This is a genomic window from Pseudidiomarina terrestris (genome assembly GCF_030466375.1).
GTDB classification, from domain to species: domain Bacteria; phylum Pseudomonadota; class Gammaproteobacteria; order Enterobacterales; family Alteromonadaceae; genus Pseudidiomarina; species Pseudidiomarina terrestris.
Genome location: NZ_JAGGJE010000004.1, coordinates 1 through 24,751, shown reverse-complemented (window position 1 = coordinate 24,751; position 24,751 = coordinate 1). Strand labels below are relative to the sequence as shown.

Here is a 24,751-nt window from a genome sequence, read left to right as displayed (position 1 = left end):
AAATTGTTAAAGGAATAAAGAGATACCTCGAAAAAGGTAGCTCTATATAAAGGTTAGCTATCTGATCTATCGTGCTTTTTCACTGACTTATGCAGAATGCGGCGGTACCAGCTACGGGGCAGGAAACGCTTTAAATACCAGGCAAAGCGGCCCTGACGGTGAGGTAATGTATAGCTTTGTTGCCGTTCGATAGTACGCATTATACTTTTGGCGATATCGGTCGCGTTCAATTTGCTCGACGCCATGAGTTTGTCGAGCTTCGCTTCCATTCCTTCAATGTTGGAGCGCATGCCTTTGCCGAGGTTGGTTTTGAAAAACGAGGGACAAGCGACAGCGACATGAATGTTGTCCCCGGCAAGCTCGTTTTGCAGGGTCTCTGACAGGCTCACGACTGCAGCTTTGGTGGCGTTATAGGCGCTCATATTGGGCACATCCAGTAAACCAGCCATAGAAGCTACATTAATAATGTGACCCCCGCCTTGTTGCTGCAACATAGGCACGAAGACTTTGCAGCCACGCACAACACCGAGCAGGTTGATATCGATAATCCATTGCCAGTCGCTGATGCTGGTATCGGTGAGCTTGCCCACCTGCGCCACGCCTGCATTATTTACCACCACGTCAACGCCTTGCCAGCGCTCGGTCAGAGCTTCGGCAACCTGCTCAAGATCTTTGATCCGGGTGACATCGCCGGGCATGAAAAAGCTATCTGCCTGTAACCGCTGTAAGCTACTAATCACTGCCTCACCGCGTTCTTCATCGCGATCTACAATGCACACTCGCCAGCCCGCCTTTGCTGCTAATTGAGCCAAAGCAAATCCCAGTCCACTGGCGCCGCCAGTGATGACGATACGTTTGTTGTGCATGTTAGTAGGTCCTACAAGGTTTCAATTGAAATGCGATTACGGCCAGAATCTTTACTTTGATACAGCAATTTATCGGCATGCGCAACCAAACGGCGGAAGCTACCACCGGAAAAGCTGCTGCGTACTTCGACGATGCCCATGCTCATGTTCAGCGGGATCATCTGTCCCTCAACCTGGCACGAGGTGGCGAGTGCGTCCTGGAACTCTTTAGCAAGTGCACGCAGGTCATCCACTTCGCTGACAAACACGGCAAACTCTTCGCCGCCATAGCGGCCAACCAGACAACCTTTGCGCTCGAAGTATTCTTTCAGTATCAGCCCAACCATGCGGATGCATTCATCGCCCACGGGATGACCCATGGTGTCATTGATGCGTTTGAAGTGATCAATATCCATCAGAATTAGGGCAACATGCTTACGGGTGGCCATAGCTTCGTGATAGCGCTGTTCCGCCAGATCATCGAAGGTACGGCGGTTTAACAATTCAGTTAGGCCATCTTCCCGGGCTAATTTTTCCAACTTGCCATTTAATTTCTCCAGGTCGGCAGTTTTTTCCTGGACCTGAGTTTGAAGCTGGCGATTAAAGTTCACCATCAACTTACGTGCGGAAATAAGATTGTCTGCAATGGTGCGTACCTCACGACTCATCTCGGACTGATCGATAGCAAGAGGCAGGTCGGTGTCATGATTCAGCTGCTCAGCGAGACTCTCCAATGGCCGTGTAATTTCGCGTGCGAAGCGGCGGGTGACCAGAGCAAACAAAGCGCCTATCAGAATGAGAAAAACAAACAAAACAATCAGATTATGAGCGAATAATTGAGTAAGCTGTTCGGGACTCGAGAATACATAAATATTCCAGCCATATTTGTTCAAGCGCTGGGTATAGAGCATGTCACGATTCTGAAGTCGCGTTAAGGGTAAGTCCTGCGTATATAAATTAAGCAGGTTACGTGGTGAAAAGCTTGCCAGTGCGATTAAATTAAGTTGATCAGAGGCGAAAATAACCTGGTTATCGTTATCGGTAACGACCACTGATTGATACCGTGGATCGATATCCGTGCGCCGTACCAGGCGGTTCAGCTCTGGAATATCCAGAGAGCCTTCAACAATCCCCATGAACTCCCCGTTTTTAAGCAGCGGCTCGCTTATGGCAATAATGGGCTGCGTCCCGAATCCACGTCCCCTGAAGGCACTGGAAACATAGCCTTCACGGGTCGCTTTTGGCGCCTGAAAATAATTACGGTCATCAATATCCGGCAAGGTTGAGGTTTGTGTCAGAACTTCACCAAAATGGTCAGTTGGCACGCCATGCAAGATCTTGCCATTGGCATCTGCGCGCAACATGGAGACAAAGCTTGGGTAATTATTCTGGGTCAGTGCCATTAACTCGAGTTGCTCCTCAAAACTAGCAAGCGAAGCCATGCTATCGCGCAGGTTTCGCACCGCGACCACATAATCGGTAACGAAATCCTCAGTGACTTCACGCAGGCTGTTTGCTTTGGCACCGATGTCAGCAACGATTTGTTGTTCTATCTGCTGTGCTGAACGCACGGTATAGAGGAAAGAGAAGGATAAAGATGTGACGACAATACAGAGAAAGCTGAGGTAAAAAATTCGACCCGTGAGGGAGTCGGATACCGGTTTCATGGGCACCACGCGCCAACTTTTGGGAACCAGCTGGAACAGCAAAATCGCCAGGGCGGTGTACAGCAAGCCGTTGAACACCAGCTTTGCCATAATAATGACCAGAAAATCTGTCGGCAAATCGAGAACTGTCGGAAGGTAGAGATAGGACATAGGAATGCCCAGTAACACCCAGTATAGGAGGTCCGCCAATAAAATAGGAACTTTGCGACGGTACAGCAGGTAGACAGTTAACACTTCTGAAATGAGGGTGATGAAGAAAAAGGCGTTCTGGGTATAGAGGTAGACGGCAGCGGAAGCCATTAACGCCGCGATAACAGCGGCGGTGAGGCCACGGGTAAATAGCGCCAAAAATACGATCATCTGGCCCAGTAGGATCGTCACCGAACCGTAAACCTCGAATGCGAGGAAATAGTTAATTATGGCGGCAACAGAGCCGTAGCCCAGACCCCAGGAAACGTTGGTAAGATGATGATTTACACTGGCATTTCGCACAATGTCACCTAAAAAAAAGAAAGTTAAGTTGAGGTTAGCATAAAAAACAAGCAGGTGAACCCGAAATCTATGCCGCCTTTTACTTCCTAATTTGGTTAACAGGTGGTCACAAAATGTACACCGCCGCCCCCGTCTATTGCTATAGAAGCCTTTCCCTGCTGGTTTTTCGACTATATTCAAGCCTTAAGGCCAGATGCCTTAGTGGTTCAAGAAGGGATGATCTAAACCAAGTTTTTCAGGAGAAAAACCAATGAAGAAATTTTTATTACTAATAAGTGTTTGTTTTTGTATAACGCCACTCCTAAGTCAGGTCGCCAGCGCAGATAATCACGAACGGGAGAGTTTTTATCTCTCCACAACCGAGTTGTCGGTGAAGCTGGGTCACACCCAGGCCTTCATGGATGGCGTGAAAGCGGTTCGCGAGTGTTATAAAAATGCCGGTGATGACACACCATGGTGGATTTGGAGTCGCATCCAGGGGCCCGGCAGTGTATTTGTTGTCACGGGCAACTATGAGAACTGGCAAGAGTTCTTTGCTGATGACGCTACGGATGAAAGCTGCCGCGGAGTGGTACAAGAACGTGTTTTACCACATCTGGATTCAACCGACCATCAGATAGCAAGCTATATGCCTGACTGGAGTTCTGACCAACCGTCCGCTGCCAGCTTTGTTGTTGTCTATTATTTTACGGTGAGTGACTTCGAATTATTCGAGAAAACCGTGGCAGCAATCGAGAAAGGCATCAAAGGTGATGGGGGACAAAGCGCAGACTGGTATTACAAAATGGGCGGACGCGACTCCTCTCACTTCTTTGTCGTTGAACCCTATGCTGATGCCGCTGCCTTAGATGCCGAAGATCCAGGTGTCTGGAAGCGTCTTGAAACAGCAGTTGGCAAGAAAAAAGCTGAGAAGCTACAAGCCGATTTCAGAGCATCAGTCAGTGAATGGTGGAGCTACATGTACGCATTGCACCAAGATCTGAGCTACATGCCAGAATCATCAGAGTAAACCACATAGCTTTAGCCAGGCTCAGGGATGGGCCTCGCTAACGCTCTTCGCCCGCTTGATTGTATTCGACCCTGCCGAAACGAAAAAAGCCCCGCACATGCTCACCGCCGCAGCTACTCACGTCAATGCGCTGCTCACTGGAATTTCTGTGACTCGACTAATTTGGGTGCATGATTGGCATTAGGAATAACCAGAACGTTGGATCGGGTAATCAATTGTAAGACGCATGAGCTATTATTGATTATAGGTTTAATGAATCGTGTAAGACGTACGCTAAGAATTGAGCCTCACACCCTGCAGTTGTCATGGAGATCCAACAGGTTCAGGTGGTAAACGCAATCAAAAATAATCACTCTGAGGAGAGGGGATATGCAAGTCGAAACAATTAGAGATGTGCTCAATTGGACGATTTCTTTTCACCGTAACTTAAAAGACTGCTTGCTACATTGCTCTAAGCAGAACAAGGACGAGCGCTCGCAGATGATCCTTCGTTATTTGGCCGAGCATGAGGGCAGTCTTGAGCGTATGGTGAAAGGATTTGAAAATATTGCTGAGGAAAAAGCACTGAATACCTGGTGTTATGACTATATTGATAAACACCCAATTGTTGAACATGGTCACTGCGATTCACCTTTTAAAGAGATGGATATGTCGCACATTATGGAGAAGATAGTCAACCATCATGAACAGGTGCTCGAACTTTACAATCATCTTTATTCTCGTGTCGATATAAATAGTGCAAAAGAGTTGCTCGAAACGATCCAAAATGTAGAAGAAAACGAGATAAAACGAATGGTACAAACAGCGAACCGCTTTTCTGATATGTAGCTTTTTGGGAACGTTGATTATTCACCGGTAAGCCCCGGTTTGACTGGAGCTATCGCTTCGGAGATAACCATGAGCAAAACAATGAAAGGCGACAAGAGTCGGGTAAGGTTCACGGTACCCGGGATGGGATCCGATCATTGCGCAGGAATAGTAAAAACGTCGTTGAAACGACTGAAGGGCATGGGTGATGTCAGAACCAACATTGCGGCTCATCGCGTCGAAGCTCATTATGATCCAGAAGTTTTAGACCTTGAGGAAATGAAAACAGCCATAGAAAAGGCTGGCTATGATGTTGCTCAAGTATCGACTCTAGATAACGATGATTATGGCCAGGATGTCGCAATCGAAGAGGCTTATTTAAGCCAAGCCGCCAAGCGGCTGTGGATTGCCGGGATACCCACGACCCTCATTATGCTGTTAATGGTGCCACATATGTTTTGGCAACCTATTCCGGGTTATCTGGCCATCATAGCTGTATTAGCATTCCCTGTAGTATTTCTGTTTGGCGGCGCTGCGACGCATAAGTCAAGCTGGCGTTCGCTTACCAATCGCACATTCAACATGGATGTGCTGATTTCTCTTGGCAGTGTTCCGCCTTATCTCATTGGCCTGGTCGGCTTTTTCTACACCATGACCTCATTTATCGAAATGGCTGCCACCATCATGACGTTCCACTTACTGGGACGTTATCTCGAAGCTAAAGCGAAAGGACGCGCATCTCAAGCGATTCGTAAATTGGTAACCATGGGCGCAAAAACGGCTCGTGTAGAGCGAGATGGTAAAGAGTCAGAAGTTCCTGTCAAAGAACTAAAACCCGGCGATATTATGGCGATCCGGCCCGGCGATAAGATCCCGACCGATGGTGAGGTAGTGGATGGTGAAAGTCACCTGGACGAATCTATTGCCACCGGCGAATCCGTCCCAGTCTTTAAATCTAAAGGTGATACTGTTATTGGCGCAACGATTAATAAAGAAGGTCGCTTGCGGGTCAAAGTGACCAAAGTGGGCGGTGACACCTTTTTGTCTCAGGTTATTAAGTTAGTTGAACAAGCGCAGGGCTCGCGGGTGCCTATTCAGGAGTTTGCTGACCGTATGACCGGTCGCTTTGTCCCCATCGTTTTGTTGGTTGCACTGGTTAGCTTTATCGTATGGCTGCTTGCGGCGGATACCTTGCGGCCTGTTCTGGAATGGGGCGCAGGCTTTTTACCCTGGGTTGACCCTGATGCAAGCAACCTCGTACTCGCGATATTGTCAGCGGTAGCTGTATTGGTTATTGCCTGTCCCTGTGCGTTGGGTTTGGCAACGCCCACAGCCTTGATGGTTGGCTCGGGTATCGGAGCCGAGCGGGGTATTTTAATTCGCTCGGGCGAAGCCATTCAAACGTTCAAAGATATTCAGGTTATGGTGTTGGATAAAACCGGCACTATTACCCGAGGTCAGCCTAAGTTGACCGAAGTGGTAACCGCAAAAGGTGTTACTGAGCAGGAACTCCTACACTGGGCGGCGGCGGTGGAAAATGCTTCGGAACATCCAATTGCGAGAGCCATTGTTGAAGGAGCTGTCGAGCGTAATGTGTCATCCGCTGAGGTTACTGATTTTCGCTCAACTGGTGCTCGAGGGGTCTCAGGGTGGGTGGATGGGGCTTTTGTGTTAATTGGCAACCGCAGGTTGCTGGATGAAGAGAATGTTGGCGCCCTGAAGGACTTCGATTCGGAGCTGGACAAGTTAGAAGGCCTGGGCCGAACTGCAGTTCTGGTTGCGGTTGATGGCAGCGCACGCGGCATTGTTGCCGTTGCCGATACCATTAAGCAGGAATCGTTAGCCGCTATTCGCGGTATGCATGAGCTTGGTCTGCACGTGGTGATGATCACCGGTGATAATGAACGTGCTGCTCGTGCCGTGGCTAACGAAGTAGGGATCGACGAAGTGCAGGCTGGAGTATTGCCTGCTGGAAAAGTTGATGCGGTGCGCAAATTACAGGAAAAATACGGTAACTACGTAGCTATGGTCGGCGACGGCATTAATGATGCGCCAGCCTTAAAGCAAGCCAACGTGGGTATAGCCATCGGCGCAGGCGCCGACGTGGCCATTGAGGCCGCAGACGTAACCTTAGTGCGCGGTGAGCTTACTGGTGTTGTCGACGCGATGCATTTATCGCGGGCGACGTTCGGTAAGATTTTGCAAAATTTGCTTTGGGCGAGTGCGTACAACGTCGCTGCCATTCCCATTGCCGCGGTAGGCTTGCTGCACCCAATGATTGGTGTCGTGGCCATGACTGCAAGTTCGCTGTCAGTCATCGGTAATTCACTGCTATTGAAGCGCCAGTTTTCATCACCAAAACGAAAAAAGCCCCGCACATGAGTGCGAGGCCTTTAGAATAATGGTGCCCAGAGGCGGAATCGAACCACCGACACGAGGATTTTCAATCCTCTGCTCTACCGACTGAGCTATCTGGGCAACGGGGCGTATTAAACGAGTTTTTGCGGTCAGAGTCAACCGCTTTTTAGCGATTTTCGACCGTTTGCTCAGGAAATACGCAGATTGCTGGTTTTTACGCCTTTAAGTAGGTACTGCCCGCCAGACATTTTTCATAATAGTCCGTCCAGCGTACGCCTTCCCGCGGGGCGATGTGACCTTTACGAACTTCGCGGTCAATGCACTTTTTCACGGTTTTGGCCATGAAATCGGTGTTGTATTGCATGGTTTCGAGCACTTTCTCTGCTGAGGTGCCTGGAACCACTTCTTCGATGTAAAAGTCGCCCGGTTCGTCGTCGTGGCAATAGATATGGACCTCGGTCAAACGACCAAACAGGTTATGCATATCTCCCATGACATCCTGATAAGCGCCGGTTAAGAACATGCCCACATAGTAGTCTTCGTTTTTGTGAAGCGTATGCATAGGAATGTTGTCGCTGATCTCTGTGCCTTCGATGTATTTTGAGAGCTTACCGTCGCTGTCGCAGGTGATATCGACGATTGAGCAGCGCACCTCAGGTTTTTCATTTAAACGGCTTACAGGGACGATAGGCAACACTTGACCGATGGCCCAGGTATCTGCCGCCGACTGGAAAATCGAAAAGTTACACAGATATTGACTGGCCAGCATGTCTTCGAGCTCTTCCAGTTCCTGAAACACAAAGCTTTCACGATCCAGAGAGCTGTGGATCTCGACCAGAATGCGCCAGTACATGGTATCTAACTTGGCCATCTCATTGAGCGAGAGAATGCCAAGTTTAAAGGCTTCATAAGCACTTTGTTTGTACGATGCCGCGTCGTTGTAACGCTCCTGCGGGTGCATGTCGGCACTGTTGACCAGTTCGCGCATGTTACTCACCAGAATATGCTCGCCGTCGCTGGCGCTGATATCAAACTGGGCACCAGTGTTTTTGATTTCACCGACGATATTGGTGACGACACAACTATGGTGTGCCGTAATCGCCCGGCCACTTTCGCTAACCAGGTTAGGGTGCGGAACCTGCTCCAGGTCACAAATCTGTTTCACCCCGTAGACCACGTCGGCAACGTACTCGTCGGTGGAGTAGTTACGGGAAGAATCTGTGGTTGAGCTGGTGCCATCGTAATCGATACCAAGGCCACCGCCGATATCCAGATACTCCAGCGGTACGCCTTCTTTAATCAACTTGGCATACAGGCGTGCACCTTCAGACACCGCTTCTTTGACTTTACGAATGTCGGACATCTGGCTGCCGATATGGAAATGAAGCAACTTCGCACAGTCGAGCATGTCTTCTTTTTTCAGCAGTTCGATGATGTTGAGGATCTCGGTAATGCTTAGGCCAAACTTGGCCCGATCGCCACTTGAGCCGGCCCATTTACCGGAGCTGCGCACCATCATCTTGCTGCGCAGGCCAATCAATGGCTGCACACCGAGCTTTTTCGCCAACGGAATCAGCATTTCCAGCTCGCTGAATTTTTCTATGACGATGATCATTCTACGGCGTAACTGACGACCCAGTAGCGCCAGGGTCAGATAGTCTTCATCTTTGTAGCCGTTCAGCACCGTCAGCGCGTCTGGATTTTCATTGTAGGCAAGCACGGCCATAAGCTCGGGCTTTGAGCCTGCTTCCAGACCATAGTTGTAGGGTTCGCCGGCGTCGATGATTTCTTCGACCACTTCGCGCATTTGATTCACTTTGATCGGAAATACGCCACTGTACTTGCCGGTGTAGCTGGCTTCTTCAATGGTTCGCGCAAACGTCTCGTTTAAAATCTCAACTTGTGAGCGCAAAATGTCATGAAAGCGGATGACCGCGGGCAGTTGAATGCCTTCGGCGCGGATTTCATCCAACACGTCTTTCATATCAATAGTGACATCAGGTAGGCGATGATTCGGGGCAATCTGAATATTGCCGCTGTCGCCGATCGAGAAATAGCCCGCGCCCCAGCGTCGAACGCCGTAGAGTTCTTCTGCGTCGTCGATGGTCCAGTTGCTGTTGCCGTCAGCCATTAGCGGGCTCCTTTTTCATTTAAAACAATCAGTAATTCGCGGACGATTTTTGCGGCAAAAACGTCAGAGTTACCTGTAGGGTCAATTTCCGGTGATAGCTCCACAACGTCGGCACCCACCAGGTTCTTTTCGCGTAAAATCTTCATCAGGCTTACGTACGAATGAAAGTCTTCACCGCCTGGCTCTGGCGTACCCGTACCTGGCAAAAATGAAGGGTCAAAATAATCCAGGTCCAGGGTCAGGTAAATCGGCCGATCGGCTGCGATAGCCGCTACACTTTCAAGGAAGTCCTTACGCGAGGTGCGTACGGTCTTGTTCTCTTTCATGTATTTGTACTCGTCACGCGTACCGGAGCGGATACCGTACTGAATCAGCTGATGGTCTGGACCAAAATGATCAAGGCAACGCCGGATAATCGACGCATGGGAGTAGTGAAAACCCAGGAATCCATCGCGTAGGTCAGCATGCGCATCCAGGTGCAACAAGACCAGATCGGGATATTGCGCCAGATACTTGCGAATCGGCGCATAAGAAATCGAATGTTCGCCACCCAGGGTCAGTAAGCGAATGTTGTGCTCGGCTAAATCCAGCTTGCCAAACTGCGCATCAAACTGGTCCGTGGCATGTTGCCATTGGCCTTCGATGTCAGTGCCTTCGCCGAGTGACAGGTTGCCAAGATCGTAGAAGGGCAGATCAAAGAGATCTGCGTCCAAATAAGGCGAATAGGATTCGATATCCTCAGATACCGCGCGCAGCCCATCGGGGCCATTGCGCGTTCCCTTACGGAAACAGGCGGTGCCATCAAAACCAAAACCAATCATGTGCGTGGCATTGGCGTGAATAGTTCCATCAACTTTGGCGCCAAAAAATTCGCGCACAGGGGTTAATGTCTCAATTTGTACGGGTGTTACCGCATCAGTTGATTGTTGATTCAAAATCAATCACCTCCGTCGTTGCAACAGGGCAGCAAGGGCAGTTTTACAAGGGCGCATATTATCAGCGTAAAAGCCCCGGAATGCTACTCCTTTACTGCGTATTCATACGAGGATTTTTCTTCACTGGATTAAAGATTTCATGCTGAATGCGCAGCAAGTTGCTCGCGAGCGGATTTTTCTTTTCCCAGGTATCGCGCAACGGCACATCCACGCACTGATTTGCGCGCATGCCGGCCATGACCCGATGCTTGCCCTGCAGAATCAGCTCGATGGCATGAACACCAAGCTCGGAGGCCAGTATCCGGTCTGCAGGAGCAGGCGGACCACCGCGTTGAATGTGGCCAAGTAAACAGGGGCGGCACGGCAGGTCGTATTCGGCGTCGAGCTGTTCAGCGAGGGCGACTGCACCACCGGGCCATTGATGTTCACTCAGTACCATGACGTAGCTGCCTTCGCCGCGAATTTCTTTTACCCGCTGGATATGTTTGACCAAGGCACTGACGGTGAGGGGTTTGTCCTTTTGTAACTCCGGCAATACCACGCGTTCTGCGCCAGCGGCCGTTGCACTACCAAGACCGATGAAGCCTGCTTCACGGCCCATGACTTCAACAATAAATACCCGATCCATGGCATCCGCGGTATCGCGGATCTTATCCAGCGCATCCATGGCGATGGTTACAGCGGTGGCATAGCCTATGGTTGCGTCGGTGCCATACAAGTCATTGTCGATGGTGCCCGGCACGCCAATAATTTGCCCTTGCCAGTGATTGGCTAAATGGTCAGCGCCACGAAAGGAACCGTCACCGCCGATGATCACCAGTGCGTCGATATTCAGCGCCTCAAGATTAGCCGCAGCTTCGGTCGCTGCGCTTTCTTCTTTAAAGCGTTGGCAGCGCGCGCTTTTGATGATGGTGCCTGAGTATTGCAGCACATGGAGCACATCTTTGGGCTTCATCGTCAGGTATTCATTGTCCAGTAATCCTTGGTAACCATGTCGAAACGCGATAACTTCGATACCATAATGATCAGCGGCAAGCACGACCGCGCGCAACGCGGCATTCATTCCTGGTGCGTCACCACCACTGGTGAGCACTGCAATCCGTTGTATTTTTTTGCTGACAGACACCGACGGCTTACTCCTCTGTATTGCCTGACGTTAAGTATTTGGTAAGCTTATCGAACTACAGCGGAATAACAAGCGAAGGGGCTCATGAGCAACGAAAAAAAACGATCAGCTGAGGCAATGACCAACTGGGCGATACGCTGTCTGGAACAGCAAGGTGCGACAAGAGACGTCGCACAAAGCATGGCATCGCACCTGGTTGCCGGTGATTTACTGGGCTTCAGAACCCACGGTCTGCTGCGGCTACGCTATAACTTACAGGCGTTAGCCAAGGGAGCGACCAAAGGCGCAGGGCAGCCAGAGGTGATTGAGCGCCGGGCGGCCATTCAGCTTTGGGATGCGGATTTACTCTCCGGGTTATATGTACTTCCCCTGGCGATTTCCCGCGCCATCGATATGGCGCGCGACTACGGTACCGGCACTTTGGTTATCCGCCGTGCTCAGCATGTGGCTGCGCTGGCGGTGTACCTGGAGCAGGCCACGCAGGCCGGTATGTTGATCCAGATGATGTGCAGTACGCCGGCGCAGGAAGTGGTGGCTCCTCATGGCGCCAAATCCGCATGTTTCTCACCCAATCCGTTTGCTATTGGCGTGCCCACCGCCGGGCAACCCGTATTGCTCGACATGAGCTTGTCGATGACCGCTGCGGGCAAAGTACGTACGGCGCTGGCCGAAGGATGTCAACTGCCGTACCCGGCACTGATCACGCCAGCTGGCGATTACAGCTGTGATCCGCAAACCTTTGTTGCCGAAAAACCCAGCGTGTTGGCGAGTTTAGGCGGTGAACAGTTGGGCTATAAAGGCACTGGGCTGAATCTGTTTAGTGAGTTCTGGACCTTAGGTCTGAGTAATTACGGTCGCGCTGACGCGGCAGCTGAAGATGGTGATGCCAATACGGTGTGGCTGCAGGTTGTTGATCCGACTGCCTTGATGACGGCCGGAGCTTTTGAGCGACAAGCGCAGCAATTGGTTAATGCGGTGAAGGCCGCCGAACCTATTGATCCGAATCAGCCTGTGCGGGTGCCAGGCGAAGGTGCGTTAGCCACGCGGGAGCGGCAGTTGCGGCAGGGCATCAGCTACAGCGCAGCCACCTGGAGTCAATTAGAGTGGTGCGCTGAGTTTTGTCAGCAGCCCTTGCCCTGAATCAGGGCTGCAGGCGTTCTATGGTCCAGCTTCCTGCTGCGTCGCGTTGATAAATAAAACGGTCGTGCAGACGGAATCTGCCACCTTGCCAGAATTCGAAATAGTCAGGGCAGACCCGGTAGCCGCCCCAGCTTTCTGGCATAGGAATGGTTTTGCCTTCATAACGTTCAGTAAGGTCGTGATACACCTGCTCGAGTTCCGTGCGCGAACCAATGGTTTCACTTTGCTGTGATGCGAGTGCACCGAGCTGGCTGGTGCGCGGACGGCTGTGAAAGTAGGCTTCACTTACCGCCCGATCAACTTTTTCGACCTGACCTTCAATACGTACCTGCTGTTCCAGCGGCAGCCAGGAAAAGTGCATCGACGCCTTATTATTGGCGGCCAGGTCGTGACCTTTCTGACTGGCGTAATTGGTGTAAAACACGAAGCCATTGGCATCGAGATCTTTCATTAGCACGATACGTTGGTGCGGTTGCCCTTGGGCATTCACTGTCGCTAGTGTAAAGGCAGTTGGATCAGGCAGAACCGCAGCTTCTTTTGCTGCGGCAAACCAGGATTCAAACTGTTTAAACGGATCATCGTTAAGAACCGAGCGGCGCAATTGCGCCCGCTCATAATCCCGACGTTCATCGTGCAACTTCATAATTACTCCTGAGTGTAGACGTTTTCACCAGCAACATAGGTCGCCAGTACATCGGCGCGCCATAGTTTATCGCTGGTTACGGCAAATGGATCTTGATCCAGGACAATAAAATCAGCCCATTTGCCCGGCTCAAGGCTACCTAGTTGTTGTTCCTGGCCTGAGGCATAGGCTGCATCAAGCGTGAACGCACGTAGCGCCTGCTCAAGGGTCATTGCTTCGTGGGCGTACCAGCCACCCTGGGGCTGATTATCGCGGTCCTGGCGAGTTACCGCAGCGTGGACACCAAAGAATGGATTGGATAATTCCACCGGGAAGTCAGAGCCGGCGGCAACGATAGTGCCCTGGTCAAGGAAGGTTTGCCAGGCATAAGCGCCCTGCATACGTTCTTTACCAATACGGTCTTCCGCCATGTTTTTGTCTGACGTTGCGTGAGTGGGCTGCATGGATGCGATGATATTCAGCTCCTTAAAGCGCGGAATATCGTCCGGATGAACCACCTGTGAATGCTCGATGCGATGGCGCAGGTTACGGCCGCCGATGGTGGCATAGGCTTTTGCAAATTTATCCAGCGCAATACGGTTGGCGCGATCACCAATCGCATGGATGTTGATCTGAAAGCCATGCGGGATAATAAGTTCGAACAGTTGCTCGATATCAGTCGGTTGAGTCACCAACAAACCACGCGTATTGGGGGCATCGCTGTACGGGTCAATTAACGCCGCACCACGGCTACCTAGCGCGCCATCGGTATAGATTTTGACACTGGCAACGGTCAGGCTGTCGTCTTCGGTGGTAATAGGGCCGTCAGCGAGCAGGTCAGGTAAACGCGGCTCAGATGCGCTTAACATGGCGTAAACCCGCACTGGCATGTTGCCTTCTGCGGCAAGCTGTTGGTACACCGCAAGATTGGTTGCATCGACACCTGCATCGTGAACACCGGTAATACCTTCTGAAACCAGATGGTCGAAGGCTGTCACTAACGCCCGACGGTAGTACTCTGCGTTCTTCGCTGGCATTTGGCTCTCTACCAGCGCCATAGCATTGTCGACCAGCACGCCGGTTGGCTCGCCACTGGCGTCGCGGATAATTTCTCCACCCTCGGGGCTGACTGTTTCTGCGGTAATGCCGGCCAGCTCAAGAGCTTTGCTGTTGGCCCAGCCCGCGTGCCCGTCGACCCGGGTTAACCAGACGGGACGGTCGGCGATAAATTCATCGAGACTTTTCGCCGTGGGAAACGAGCGCTCGCTCCAGTTTTCCTGGTTCCAGCCGCGGCCGACCACCCAAGGACCCATTTCCGCAGCGGCAAAATCAGCGACGCGGGCAACCGCATCCTGCTCGCTGGCTGCGTTACGCAAGTCCACCTGAATCAAATTTTCACCTAAGCCCAGCATATGGCCATGGGCATCGATGATACCGGGCAGCAGGGTTTTGCCCTGTAAGTCAACCTTTTGCGTTGTGGCAGGATTTAAACTGGCTTGAATCGACGCCAAAGTGCCAACGGCGGCCACCTTTCCGTCGGTGACCAGCATGGCGTCAAACTCTTTCAGTACCGCGCCGTTACCGGGTTCACCCGTCAGCGTATAGCCATTGAAATTATGATAAAGGACCGTTTGCGCACTAGCGGCAAACGAAATAAAGAAGACAACTAAAGCTAACAACGAAGAAACAATTCGCATGGGGTTCTCTCTGTTTGTTTATACTTACTTACAATTAGGCAACAGTTTTGGTGTAATAAACTTATCAAGTGTGTACACTACCTAGTCAAAGGCCGTAACGAAAGTTATATTACGACGAATTAGGGTTTTGAATTTTGGGGCTGCCATGAAGATTCTCATTATCGATTCACAGTTTTTTACTCGTGCTGGTCTAATTCACCTATGCACCAGTTACACTTCGGATGTCTCGATCTTCGAGGCTCCTACCTTTGAGCTTGCCACTGATTACCTAAAACACAGTAGCCAGTATAATTTAATTTTTCTGGATATGGATTTACCAGACGCAGAAATCAGACCGTCCCTCGCATTCATCAAAAAATATGCACCGACAGCCCATATCGTTTTGTATTGTTGGTCGCGACCCATGTCTGAAATTCGTCAAGCTCTCGCCTCTGGCGTCCGTAGCTATCTTCCTAAAGATACCAGTGCAGAGGATGCCAAGCTAGCAATACGGGCATTACTGAAAAACGATCGCTATCTACCTGATGAGTCGCGCTTAAGTGAACTCGCTCCACGGAACTCGCAGGCTGAAAGTTTCCTCTCGCCGCGGCAACTGGAAATCATGCAGCTGCTCGCCCAGGGCTTATCCAACAAAGAGATTGCCACCATCCTCGGTATTACCGAAGGGACGATCCGCGTGCATTTATCTGCTATCTTTAAGGCTATTAAGGTTTCAAATCGTACTGAGGCAACGCTTTGGTACTTGTTACGTCAAAAACGCCTGGTGAGTTAATATGCAATTAGAGCAGCTTCTAAAGTCATTAGAACTGCGCAACCATGCACCGACAGACCAGTGGGACCCACCGTATTGCGGTGAAATCCCATTACATATCGATGAGAAAGGTGACTGGTTTTATCAAAATTCGCGCATTAAAAGACAACAACTGGTTAAGCTATTCGCTTCCGTACTTGTTCAGGAAAATGGCGATTTCTTTCTAATCACACCAGCGGAAAGAGTAAAGATTTCCGTTGCTGACGCTCCTTTTATTGTCACTGAATGGAAGTCCGTTACTGCGCCAGAATCGCCGGTAATACAGGTAACAACCAACATTGGCAGTCAATACCCTCTGTCCGAAGATTACCCTCTGTTGATTAAAAATGCTGTGCCTTATGTGCAACTGGATCATGGCTTGCAGGCCAAAGTCCATCGCAACGTTTATTACCAATGGGTAGAGGCCGCAACAATTGATCCAGAGTCCGATGAGGTTGTACTTAAGAGTGGCACTAGCCGGTTCATTTTAGGCCAAATTTAAGCGATGAATTTGCTCGCTGAGGGAGCCTGCTATATTATGCGCTGCTTAGTTTAGCGTAAAGGTACAGACGCCCTATGAAACCCATCACGGTTGCCATCGCACAATTGGATTTTACCGTTGGAGCGATTACCAAAAATACCGCAACAATCCTCACCTGCCTTGCTGAAGAGGAAGGTGCGGATATCGTCGTATTTCCAGAGCTGGCGATCACCGGCTATCCGCCAGAAGATCTGCTGTTTCGTGCTGACTTTGAACAGCTGGTAGAAAACGCGTTAGAAGAGATTGCCGAGGCGGCAGTGCAGCAGGTGGCCGTGGTTGGTCATCCGCAGCGCGTTGGGAATGAGCTTTTTAACAGCATCTCTGTTTTGCACCGGGGCAAATGCCTGGCGCGCTATCACAAGCAACGCCTGCCGCAATATGGCGTGTTCGATGAACAGCGCTACTTCATTCCCGGCCATGAGGCCTGTGTTTTTGACTGGCAAGGGCATTGCATTGGCCTGACCCTTTGCGAAGATATCTGGCACCCTGAGCCGGTAAAACGTATCGTCGATCTTGGTGCGGACTGGATTATCACCATAAACGCATCCCCCTTTGAAGTCGATAAACATGAGCAACGTATGCATGTGCTGCAACAGCGTGTGCACGAGACTGGCTGCCCAATAGTTTACGTGAATAATTGCGGCGGACAGGACGAGCTGGTATTCGACGGTCACTCACTGGTACTTGATAGCAATGGCGAGTTAGTTGCAGAGTTTCCTCATTGTCAGCCATGTTGTGGCCATGTGCATATTTCTGCCAAGGGTATAAAGGCACTGACTGAACTGACTAAACCCAAAGCCAGAGATGCAATGGATGTACAGTTTAACCGCCTTGAAGAAGTGCGGCAGGCCTTGGTGCTGTCTATCCGCGACTATGTCCAGAAGAACGGATTCCGGGGCGTTACCTTAGGTCTTTCAGGCGGGATTGATTCCGGGCTGACATTGGCGCTGGCAGTAGAAGCGCTTGGTGCCGAACATGTCCATGCGGTGATGATGCCGTTTCGTTACACCTCCCAGATAAGCCGCGAAGATGCTGCAAAGCAGGCCCATTCACTGGGAGTTAAATATGATGTGATCGCGATAGAGCCGATCTACGAAAGCTTTATGCAGCAATTAGCGCCGCAACTTGCCGATCACGAGCCCGATGCGACCGAGGAAAACCTGCAGGCGCGTAGCCGTGGGGTCATCCTGATGGCGCTGTCGAATAAGAACCGCTCGCTGGTATTAACCACTGGCAATAAGAGTGAACTGGCGGTGGGTTACTGCACCTTGTACGGCGATATGTGTGGTGGTTTTGCGCCCCTCAAAGATGTGCCAAAAATGATGGTATTTGCTCTGGCCGAGCATATGAACAGCACAGCCTCAGCTGATGTTATACCTAAGCGAGTGATCGAACGGCCGCCTTCAGCAGAGCTGGCGCCGGGACAAACCGATCAGGATAGCCTGCCAGATTACGAGGTTCTGGATAAGATTATCCACTTGTACGTTGAGCAGGACTGGGCTCCTATGGACATTATTGCCGCGGGTTTTGAACACGCTGACGTCTTGCGTGTGATAAGCTTGGTTGATATGAATGAATACAAACGTCGACAAGGCGCGGTGGGTCCTAAAATCACTTCTCGCAATTTTGAGAAGGATAGACGTTACCCCATCACCAATCATTTTCGCTACGAATTAGAGCGGCAACTAACGGCAGAGGCACGGCATGAAAAAAATTGAAGCTATCATCAAGCCATTTAAACTGGACGATGTGCGAGAAGCATTATCCGAAGTTGGCATCGCCGGTATGACAGTATCCGAAGTCAAAGGTTTCGGCCGGCAGAAAGGCCACACTGAGCTCTATCGTGGTGCTGAGTATATGGTCGATTTCTTACCTAAAGTGAAACTCGAGATTGTGGTCGCTGATGATCAGGTTGAGGCGTGTCTGGATGCCATTATGGAAACGGCGCAAACAGGCAAAATCGGTGATGGTAAGATCTTTGTCAGCAATGTAGAGCGTGTAGTTCGCATTCGTACGGGCGAGGAAAACGAAGACGCCGTTTGATAACGGCGCCTTGTTTTATTTTGCAGCGGGTTGTTTAAAGGTAGTCACTACCTGGGAAGTTCGCCTGCAGGGTTGCACGAGCATTATCGCGCATTTCGGTAAGGCCTAATTCATCATAACTTTGCATCATGATCGCCAGAGCATCTTCTGTCGCGGCCACATTGGCGTAGTTCTCCAACACATATTTAGCGCGGTTGGCAGCGGCTAACCATGCTTCTCGTTTGAGGTAGTAGCGAGCCACTGCGAGTTCATATTTTGCCAGGCGACTTTTAATCGCAACCATGCGTTGTTTGGCATCTGCTGCATACTTGGAATCAGGGAATTGCTGTAGCAGGCGAGCAAAGTCATTAAAGGCTTCTTCTGCTTTACTGGGATCCCGATCGGAGCGGTCGATACCTACTAAATCTTGTATGGTGTTCGAGTCAGCCCGGTGGTTGACCAGGCCGCGCATGTACATCACGTAATCAAGATTAGGGTGATTCGGGTTCAACTGCATGAAACGGTCAATTTCAGCCAACGCTTTGTCAATGTTGCCTAATTTGTAATACACGTAAATCCGATCCATTTGCACTTGATGCGCATAAGGGCCGAACGGGTAACGGGTCGCGTGCTGCTGCAGGATTTCCTGTGCGGTGCTGAAGTTACCGGAAGCAATATTGGATTGAGCGCGCTGGTACAGTGCATCAGCGTCGTTCAGGACTCGGGAATCGAGCGCTTCATCGTCTGGCGAACTTGAGCATGCTGCGAGCATGACGGATAAAGCTAAAAGCAGGCTAATACGCAGTTTCATAAGTTGCTGTTCTAATCTCTGTTAATTTAATTTTTGGTGCATAGCGCCCCAAACAGGTACACTAATCACTTCGACGTTGCTTGCATTCTATCGCAGCCTTGGCTGCTTTCACAGGTCCATTATTTATTTTATGAGTGAACACATTCAATTAACTGGAACGGTCCCCGCTTCTTGCAATGGCAAACGCTTGGACCAGACTCTTGCAGAGTTGTTCCCCGACTACTCGCGTTCAAGGTTAAAAACCTGGATTACCGAGGGTTGTGTTGTTGTCGACGAAAAAAAGGTCGATAAGCCACGAGAAAGAGTCATCACTGGCATGGTCGTCGAGGTCAATGCTGAGATCGTTGAAGAGCAGCGCTTCGCAGCCCAGCCTATGCCACTTAATATCGTTTATGAAGATGATGACATTCTGGTCATCAACAAACCTCATGGATTGGTGGTGCACCCGGGCGCGGGGACACCCGATGGGACTTTGCTTAATGCCTTGTTGCATCATTTCCCGGCCATCGATCAGGTGCCTCGGGCGGGTATTATTCATCGCCTGGACAAAGATACCACCGGCTTAATGGTGGTAGCGAAAACCATTCCTGCACAGACGCACTTAGTTGCAGCCATGCAAGAACGTGAGATTACACGCGAGTATGAAGCGGTCTGTAATGGCCCGATGACCGCTGGTGGTCATGTGGACGAGCCCATCGGCCGTCATCCTACTAAGCGCACCCATATGGCGGTGGTGGCTACGGGCAAACCTGCAGTGACACATTATCGAGTTGCTGAGCGGTTTCGTAATCATACCCATCTGCGATTACGCCTGGAAACCGGCCGGACTCACCAGATCCGGGTGCATATGGCGCACCTGCGACACCCGTTGGTAGGGGACCACACTTACGGCGGTCGTCCACGCCCACCGCAAAATGCCAGCCCGGAGCTGCTTGAGTTTTTGCGCGGTTTCCGCCGCCAGGCTTTGCATGCTGCCCGGCTATCTCTGCATCATCCGATTTCTGGTGAATGGATGAGTTGGGATGCGCCAACGCCAAAGGATTTTCTCGAGCTGCTGACCATGCTGCGGGCCGACCGCAAGGCACACCCGGACGAGTAAATCCAATTGACTGATTTTGGTATCAAGCCAAACTGGCAACTGCCGCCGGGTATTCAGGCGTGTATCACTACGGTGGACGCGCCTGGTAACCTTGCGGCGCATGTCGGTGACGATCCGGCCCGGGTGCTGCTGCACCGACGCCAATTGCAACGCGCATTGGGTTTGCGGCGGGCGCCCAAATGGTTGAGTCAGTATCACAGCACCGTGGTGGTCGCTGAAGAAAGCAGTGTATTGGGTAGTCGGGCGGATGCCATTTGGGCTTCTGCTGCTGATAGCTGCTGTGCTGTGCTGACCGCAGACTGTCTGCCGATTTTACTTTGCAGTGAAGATGGCGCCATCATTGCAGCTATTCACGCCGGCTGGCGGGGCTTAGCACAGGGCATTATTGGCACAACGCTGGCCCAGTTGCCACAACGCACCGAGTGTTTTCGTGCTTATATTGGACCGGCGATTAGTCAGTCTCATTTTGAAGTGGGTGACGAAGTTCGCCAGGCATTTTCCAGACTCGGAATCGTTGATTCGTCCACCTTTCATCCCCATCGATCGGGCAAGTGGCTGGCAAACCTGCCGTTGCTCGCCGAGCGCCTGTTACTCGGACATGGCGTTAAAGAGGTGACCCAGAGTCACCTCTGCACCTATAGCGATGCCCGGTTTTTCTCTCACCGCAGAGATCCCAGCAGTGGGCGTATCGCCTCTTTAATTTGGAAAATCTAATTCCTGCCTCTTGAAATCGTACATTTTATACCCACATAAACAGTCAGGACATACTGTTTGTTTAAGAGGTAATAAAGTCATGCGATTTGACAAACTAACCAACAAATTTCAACTCGCCATTGCTGATGCACAGTCGCTGGCACTGGGCCGTGATCACCAGTTTATTGAGCCGGTACACATTATGCAGGCGCTTTTGAATCAGGACGGCGGCACCTTGCGTCCGTTGTTGACCTATCTGCAGGTTGACAGTAACCAGCTGCGCGCTGGCTTAAGTGAAGCACTGGACAGTCTGCCACAGGTCGAGGGCACGGGCGGTGATGTTCAGGCATCAGCGGCCACCGGCACCTTGCTCAACCTGTGTGATAAGTACGCGCAGAAACGTAAGGATCAGTACATATCTTCGGAACTTTTTGTGCTCGCTGCTACAGAAGATAAAGGCAAGCTCGGTGACCTCCTGAAACGTCTGGGGATGACCCGAAGCAAAGTTGAGAGCGCGATAGAGAAGGTTCGTGGTGGCGAAAACGTTGCCGATCAAAATGCTGAAGATCAACGTCAGGCGCTCGATAAATACACTATTGATCTGACCGAGCGCGCCGAACAAGGCAAGCTTGATCCGGTGATTGGCCGTGATGACGAAATTCGCCGTACCATTCAGGTGCTGCAACGCCGTACCAAAAATAATCCTGTGCTTATCGGTGAACCGGGCGTTGGTAAAACGGCTATCGTCGAAGGTCTGGCGCTGCGCATCGTAAACGGTGAAGTTCCTGAAGGCATTAAGCACAAGCGCGTACTGTCGTTAGACCTTGGCGCTTTGCTTGCCGGCGCGAAATACCGCGGTGAGTTCGAGGAGCGCCTGAAGGCTGTGCTGAACGAGCTGGGCAAAGAAGAAGGCCGCATCATCCTCTTTATCGATGAGCTGCACACTATGGTCGGTGCCGGCAAAGCAGAAGGTGCCATGGATGCCGGCAACATGCTCAAACCTGCACTAGCACGTGGCGAGCTGCACTGTGTGGGCGCAACGACATTAGATGAATACCGCAAATTCATCGAGAAAGACGCGGCACTTGAACGTCGTTTCCAGAAGGTATTAGTCGACGAACCCTCAGTTGAAGATACCATTGCCATTTTACGTGGTCTGAAAGAGCGTTACGAAGTGCATCACTCAGTACAGATCACGGATCCAGCTATTGTTGCAGCGGCGACGCTTTCTCATCGCTACATCACGGATCGGCAGTTGCCTGATAAAGCCATTGACCTCATTGATGAGGCGGCGTCGAGTATTCGGATGCAAATCGACTCCAAGCCCGAAGAACTGGATCGCCTGGAACGGCGCATTATTCAATTGCAGTTGGAGCAAAAGGCGCTGCAGAAAGAAGATGATGATGCCAGTAAGAAGCGACTGGAAACTCTGGAAGCAGAACTTGAAGATCAGCAGCGTAAATACGCTGAGCTGGAAGAGGTCTGGTTGTCAGAGAAAACCGCTGTGCAAGGTGCTCAGAATATCAAGGCACAACTTGAGCAGGCTAAAACTGATCTGGATATCGCCCGTCGTGCCGGTGACCTGAACCGTATGTCTGAGCTGCAGTATGGCAAGATTCCAGAGCTGGAACGGCAACTGGAAACGGCCGTCGAGGCTGAGGATCAAAGCATGACCTTGTTAAAGAACAAGGTGACAGATGAACAGATTGCCGACGTGCTGTCTCGTTGGACCGGTATTCCGGTCAGCAAAATGCTGGAAGGTGAGCGCGAGAAGTTATTGCAGATGGAGAGCCAGTTGCATAAGCGCGTGGTCGGCCAGGATGAAGCGGTGACCTCAGTCGCCAACGCGATTCGCCGGTCACGAGCAGGCCTTGCTGATCCGCAACGCCCCATAGGTTCCTTCCTGTTTTTAGGGCCAACCGGTGTCGGTAAGACTGAGCTTTGTAAATCACTGGCGGGCTTTTTGTTTGATACCGAAGATGCCATGGTTCGTATCGATATGTCAGAGTTCATGGAGAAACACTCGGTTGCCCGCCTGGTGGGTGCGCCTCCTGGCTATGTCGGATATGAAGAAGGTGGCTATTTGACAGAAGCTGTAAGACGGCGTCCGTATTCAGTGATTTTATTAGATGAAATCGAGAAGGCGCATCCAGATGTCTTTAACATCTTATTGCAGGTTCTTGATGATGGACGCCTGACGGATGGACAAGGGCGTACGGTCGATTTTCGCAACACGGTCATTATCATGACCTCGAATTTAGGTTCTGATGTTATCCAGGAGCGTGCGCATGAGCAGAGCTACGAGCAAATGAAAGCGGGTGTTATGGAGATCCTGCAACATCATTTCCGTCCAGAGTTTTTGAATCGTGTGGACGAAACTGTGGTCTTCCATCCGCTGGCGAAATCGCAAATCCGGGCGATTGCTGAAATCCAGCTGCAGCGCCTGTATAAGCGTCTGGCCGATCGCGATTACAGTATCGAATTGACCGATGCGGCGCTGGATCACCTTGCCGCTGCGGGCTTTGATCCGGTGTTCGGGGCGCGTCCTTTGAAACGGGCAATCCAACAGGAAATTGAAAACCCGTTAGCGCAGCAGTTGCTGGCCGGTAAGCTATTACCAGGCACGCCCATTAAAGTGGATTATCAGGATGAGCAGATAACCATCGTCCAGTAATGGTTGATAGTGAAGCATAAAATCAGTGCCGCCCAGTGGGTGGCACTATTTATCGCGGCTCCCATGCTATGCTATCCTGAATGGTCTCGACTATTGCAACCAGGATAATCCTATGTCAAACAACTCATCGACTAAGAACCGCGGAATTTTTCTGCTGCCTAATCTGTTAACGACGGCAGGCCTGTTTTCTGGGTTCTTCGCCATTGTCGCATCTATGAATAATCAGTTTGAATCCGCAGCGATAGCAATCTTTATCGCTATGGTTTTTGATGGGTTGGATGGACGTGTTGCCCGCATGACCAATACGCAAAGTGATTTCGGCGCTGAATACGACAGTATGGCCGATATCGTATCGTTCGGTATGGCCCCTGCGTTAGTTATGTATAACTGGGCCTTGTCGGATCTTGGTAAGTTCGGTTGGCTGGCAGCCTTTATATTTGTCGCTGGTGGTGCTTTGCGTCTGGCACGCTTCAATACCAATCTTGGCTCTTCAGATAAACGTTTCTTTCAGGGGCTTGCTATTCCAAGCGCCGCTGCCATCGTCAGTGGCCTGGTATGGGTCGGTAGTAAATACGAGGTGGATCCAAATTCGATTAGCTACCTGGCAGCGATAGTCACTATCTGTGCTGGCCTGTTAATGGTGAGTAATTTCCGTTATCACTCTTTTAAAGATGTCGACTGGCGTGGTCGTGTGTCCTTTGTCGTTATTCTGGCCGTCGTACTTGCTTTTGTAGTCGTGGCAACTGAACCGTCGCTGGTTCTCTTTACTATCTTTTTCCTTTACGCGCTGTCTGGACCCATCCTCACAATTCGCTCGGTAAACCGTTTAGAATTAAAACACGTGGTCGGAGATACTGATGAAGACTGCGATGATGAGGTTGAGAAAAAAGATGACGAAAGTGCAAAAAAACAGCATTCTGAAGACGAAACAATCAAGTCTGATTAAAAACTAAGCAATCAATTGGGTTTTTGAAAAAAGATCTTGCACGGGCGGCGATGATCCTTATAATTCGCCGCCGTTGTCACCGAGGCATAAGCCGCAGTGACACGAGCCAGCAGCGCGAAGCGCTTGCAAAAAAAAGATCCGAAAGGATCTTGACGCTGGCCCCGGAAAGCGTAAAATACGCATCCCGCTTCAGAGTTCCCCAAGGGACTGAAGCGTCGCTCTTTAACAATATACCAAGCCAAGCAAACTGTGTGGGCACTTACCGGATTCAGGCAGAGAAAAGCATCTTCGGATGCGAGTATTCTTTCGTATAACGAAGAGAATACACCTGACTGATTGGAAAAGT

At 50.8% G+C, this 24,751-nt stretch carries 21 protein-coding genes and 1 tRNA gene; 12 read left to right on the top strand and 10 right to left on the bottom strand.

The genetic code is table 11. The features are described from left to right. Positions 1 to 53: 53 nt before the first annotated feature. Together J6J28_RS09700 and J6J28_RS09695 are read right to left on the bottom strand one after the other, a co-directional pair. The gene (locus J6J28_RS09700; RefSeq protein WP_301721401.1) at positions 54 to 866 is read right to left on the bottom strand and encodes an SDR family oxidoreductase; all 813 of its coding nucleotides are present in this window, start codon (positions 864 to 866) and stop codon (positions 54 to 56) included. A gap of 11 nt (positions 867 to 877) precedes the next feature. Next, on the bottom strand, positions 878 to 3,004 hold the full coding sequence (locus J6J28_RS09695) for a diguanylate cyclase (RefSeq protein WP_301721400.1): 2,127 nt from the start codon (positions 3,002 to 3,004) through the stop codon (positions 878 to 880). Between the two features lie 250 nt (positions 3,005 to 3,254). On the opposite strand from J6J28_RS09695, the gene J6J28_RS09690 reads away from it, so the two are divergent. From J6J28_RS09690 to J6J28_RS09680, 3 genes are all read left to right on the top strand, one after another. After that, positions 3,255 to 4,013 carry a hypothetical protein gene (locus J6J28_RS09690; protein WP_301721399.1) on the top strand — a complete coding sequence of 253 codons (759 nt, stop codon included), beginning with the start codon at positions 3,255 to 3,257 and terminating at the stop codon, positions 4,011 to 4,013. Between the two features lie 369 nt (positions 4,014 to 4,382). Further along, positions 4,383 to 4,841, top strand: a complete 459-nt coding sequence (locus tag J6J28_RS09685) for an ATPase (protein WP_301721398.1) — start codon at positions 4,383 to 4,385, stop codon at positions 4,839 to 4,841. A 69-nt stretch (positions 4,842 to 4,910) separates the two neighbouring features. After that, positions 4,911 to 7,202 carry a heavy metal translocating P-type ATPase gene (locus tag J6J28_RS09680; RefSeq protein WP_301721396.1) on the top strand — a complete coding sequence of 764 codons (2,292 nt, stop codon included), beginning with the start codon at positions 4,911 to 4,913 and terminating at the stop codon, positions 7,200 to 7,202. Between the two features lie 20 nt (positions 7,203 to 7,222). On the opposite strand, the gene J6J28_RS09675 is transcribed toward J6J28_RS09680, so the two are convergent. The 4 genes from J6J28_RS09675 to J6J28_RS09660 form a co-directional block, all read right to left on the bottom strand. Then, positions 7,223 to 7,298: transfer RNA gene (locus tag J6J28_RS09675), tRNA-Phe, on the bottom strand. A gap of 94 nt (positions 7,299 to 7,392) precedes the next feature. Next, positions 7,393 to 9,309 carry a biosynthetic arginine decarboxylase gene (gene speA, locus J6J28_RS09670; protein WP_301721394.1) on the bottom strand — a complete coding sequence of 639 codons (1,917 nt, stop codon included), beginning with the start codon at positions 9,307 to 9,309 and terminating at the stop codon, positions 7,393 to 7,395. Next, complete coding sequence (gene speB / locus J6J28_RS09665) at positions 9,309 to 10,244, bottom strand: agmatinase (protein ID WP_301721393.1); 936 nt, start codon at positions 10,242 to 10,244, stop codon at positions 9,309 to 9,311. Before speB ends, speA begins: the two co-directional genes overlap by 1 nt. A gap of 91 nt (positions 10,245 to 10,335) precedes the next feature. Continuing rightward, a complete protein-coding gene (locus J6J28_RS09660; RefSeq protein WP_301721391.1) occupies positions 10,336 to 11,370 on the bottom strand; it encodes an ATP-dependent 6-phosphofructokinase in 1,035 nt (344 codons plus the stop codon). Positions 11,371 to 11,454: 84 nt separating this feature from the next. On the opposite strand from J6J28_RS09660, the gene J6J28_RS09655 reads away from it, so the two are divergent. After that, complete coding sequence (locus J6J28_RS09655) at positions 11,455 to 12,510, top strand: Ldh family oxidoreductase (RefSeq protein WP_301721390.1); 1,056 nt, start codon at positions 11,455 to 11,457, stop codon at positions 12,508 to 12,510. 1 nt (position 12,511) lies between these two features. Here J6J28_RS09655 and pdxH read toward each other — a convergent pair whose 3' ends face one another. Then, complete coding sequence (pdxH, locus tag J6J28_RS09650; RefSeq protein ID WP_301721389.1) at positions 12,512 to 13,153, bottom strand: pyridoxamine 5'-phosphate oxidase; 642 nt, start codon at positions 13,151 to 13,153, stop codon at positions 12,512 to 12,514. Between the two features lie 2 nt (positions 13,154 to 13,155). Then, a complete protein-coding gene (locus J6J28_RS09645) occupies positions 13,156 to 14,829 on the bottom strand; it encodes an amidohydrolase (RefSeq protein WP_301721387.1) in 1,674 nt (557 codons plus the stop codon). A 403-nt stretch (positions 14,830 to 15,232) separates the two neighbouring features. On the opposite strand from J6J28_RS09645, the gene J6J28_RS09640 reads away from it, so the two are divergent. From J6J28_RS09640 to glnB, 4 genes are all read left to right on the top strand, one after another. Beyond that, on the top strand, positions 15,233 to 15,601 hold the full coding sequence (locus J6J28_RS09640) for a response regulator transcription factor (protein WP_301721386.1): 369 nt from the start codon (positions 15,233 to 15,235) through the stop codon (positions 15,599 to 15,601). 1 nt (position 15,602) lies between these two features. Next, entirely contained in the window at positions 15,603 to 16,121 is a 519-nt protein-coding gene (locus tag J6J28_RS09635) for a DUF1285 domain-containing protein (protein WP_301721385.1), read from the top strand. 74 nt (positions 16,122 to 16,195) lie between these two features. Continuing rightward, entirely contained in the window at positions 16,196 to 17,878 is a 1,683-nt protein-coding gene (locus tag J6J28_RS09630; protein WP_301721384.1) for an NAD+ synthase, read from the top strand. Further along, entirely contained in the window at positions 17,865 to 18,203 is a 339-nt protein-coding gene (glnB, locus tag J6J28_RS09625) for a nitrogen regulatory protein P-II (RefSeq protein ID WP_301721383.1), read from the top strand. Before J6J28_RS09630 ends, glnB begins: the two co-directional genes overlap by 14 nt. Before the next feature lie 34 nt (positions 18,204 to 18,237). Here the strand turns inward: glnB and J6J28_RS09620 are convergent, their stop codons facing one another. Then, a complete protein-coding gene (locus tag J6J28_RS09620; RefSeq protein WP_301721381.1) occupies positions 18,238 to 18,993 on the bottom strand; it encodes an outer membrane protein assembly factor BamD in 756 nt (251 codons plus the stop codon). Between the two features lie 130 nt (positions 18,994 to 19,123). Here J6J28_RS09620 and rluD point away from each other — a divergent pair, with 130 nt between their 5' ends. From rluD to pssA, 4 genes are all read left to right on the top strand, one after another. Next, positions 19,124 to 20,092: a 23S rRNA pseudouridine(1911/1915/1917) synthase RluD gene (gene rluD / locus J6J28_RS09615; protein WP_301721380.1), complete on the top strand. Its 969-nt coding sequence runs from the start codon at positions 19,124 to 19,126 to the stop codon at positions 20,090 to 20,092. A gap of 6 nt (positions 20,093 to 20,098) precedes the next feature. Continuing rightward, entirely contained in the window at positions 20,099 to 20,806 is a 708-nt protein-coding gene (gene pgeF / locus J6J28_RS09610; protein WP_301721378.1) for a peptidoglycan editing factor PgeF, read from the top strand. A 79-nt stretch (positions 20,807 to 20,885) separates the two neighbouring features. Further along, positions 20,886 to 23,459, top strand: coding sequence for an ATP-dependent chaperone ClpB (gene clpB / locus J6J28_RS09605; protein ID WP_301721376.1), 2,574 nt, complete (start codon positions 20,886 to 20,888; stop codon positions 23,457 to 23,459). Positions 23,460 to 23,571: 112 nt separating this feature from the next. Then, positions 23,572 to 24,405, top strand: a complete 834-nt coding sequence (gene pssA / locus J6J28_RS09600) for a CDP-diacylglycerol--serine O-phosphatidyltransferase (protein WP_301721374.1) — start codon at positions 23,572 to 23,574, stop codon at positions 24,403 to 24,405. Between the two features lie 11 nt (positions 24,406 to 24,416). Here pssA and J6J28_RS09595 read toward each other — a convergent pair. Next, a partial coding sequence (locus J6J28_RS09595) for a hypothetical protein (RefSeq protein ID WP_301721373.1) occupies positions 24,417 to 24,751 on the bottom strand: 335 nt, incomplete at its 5' end.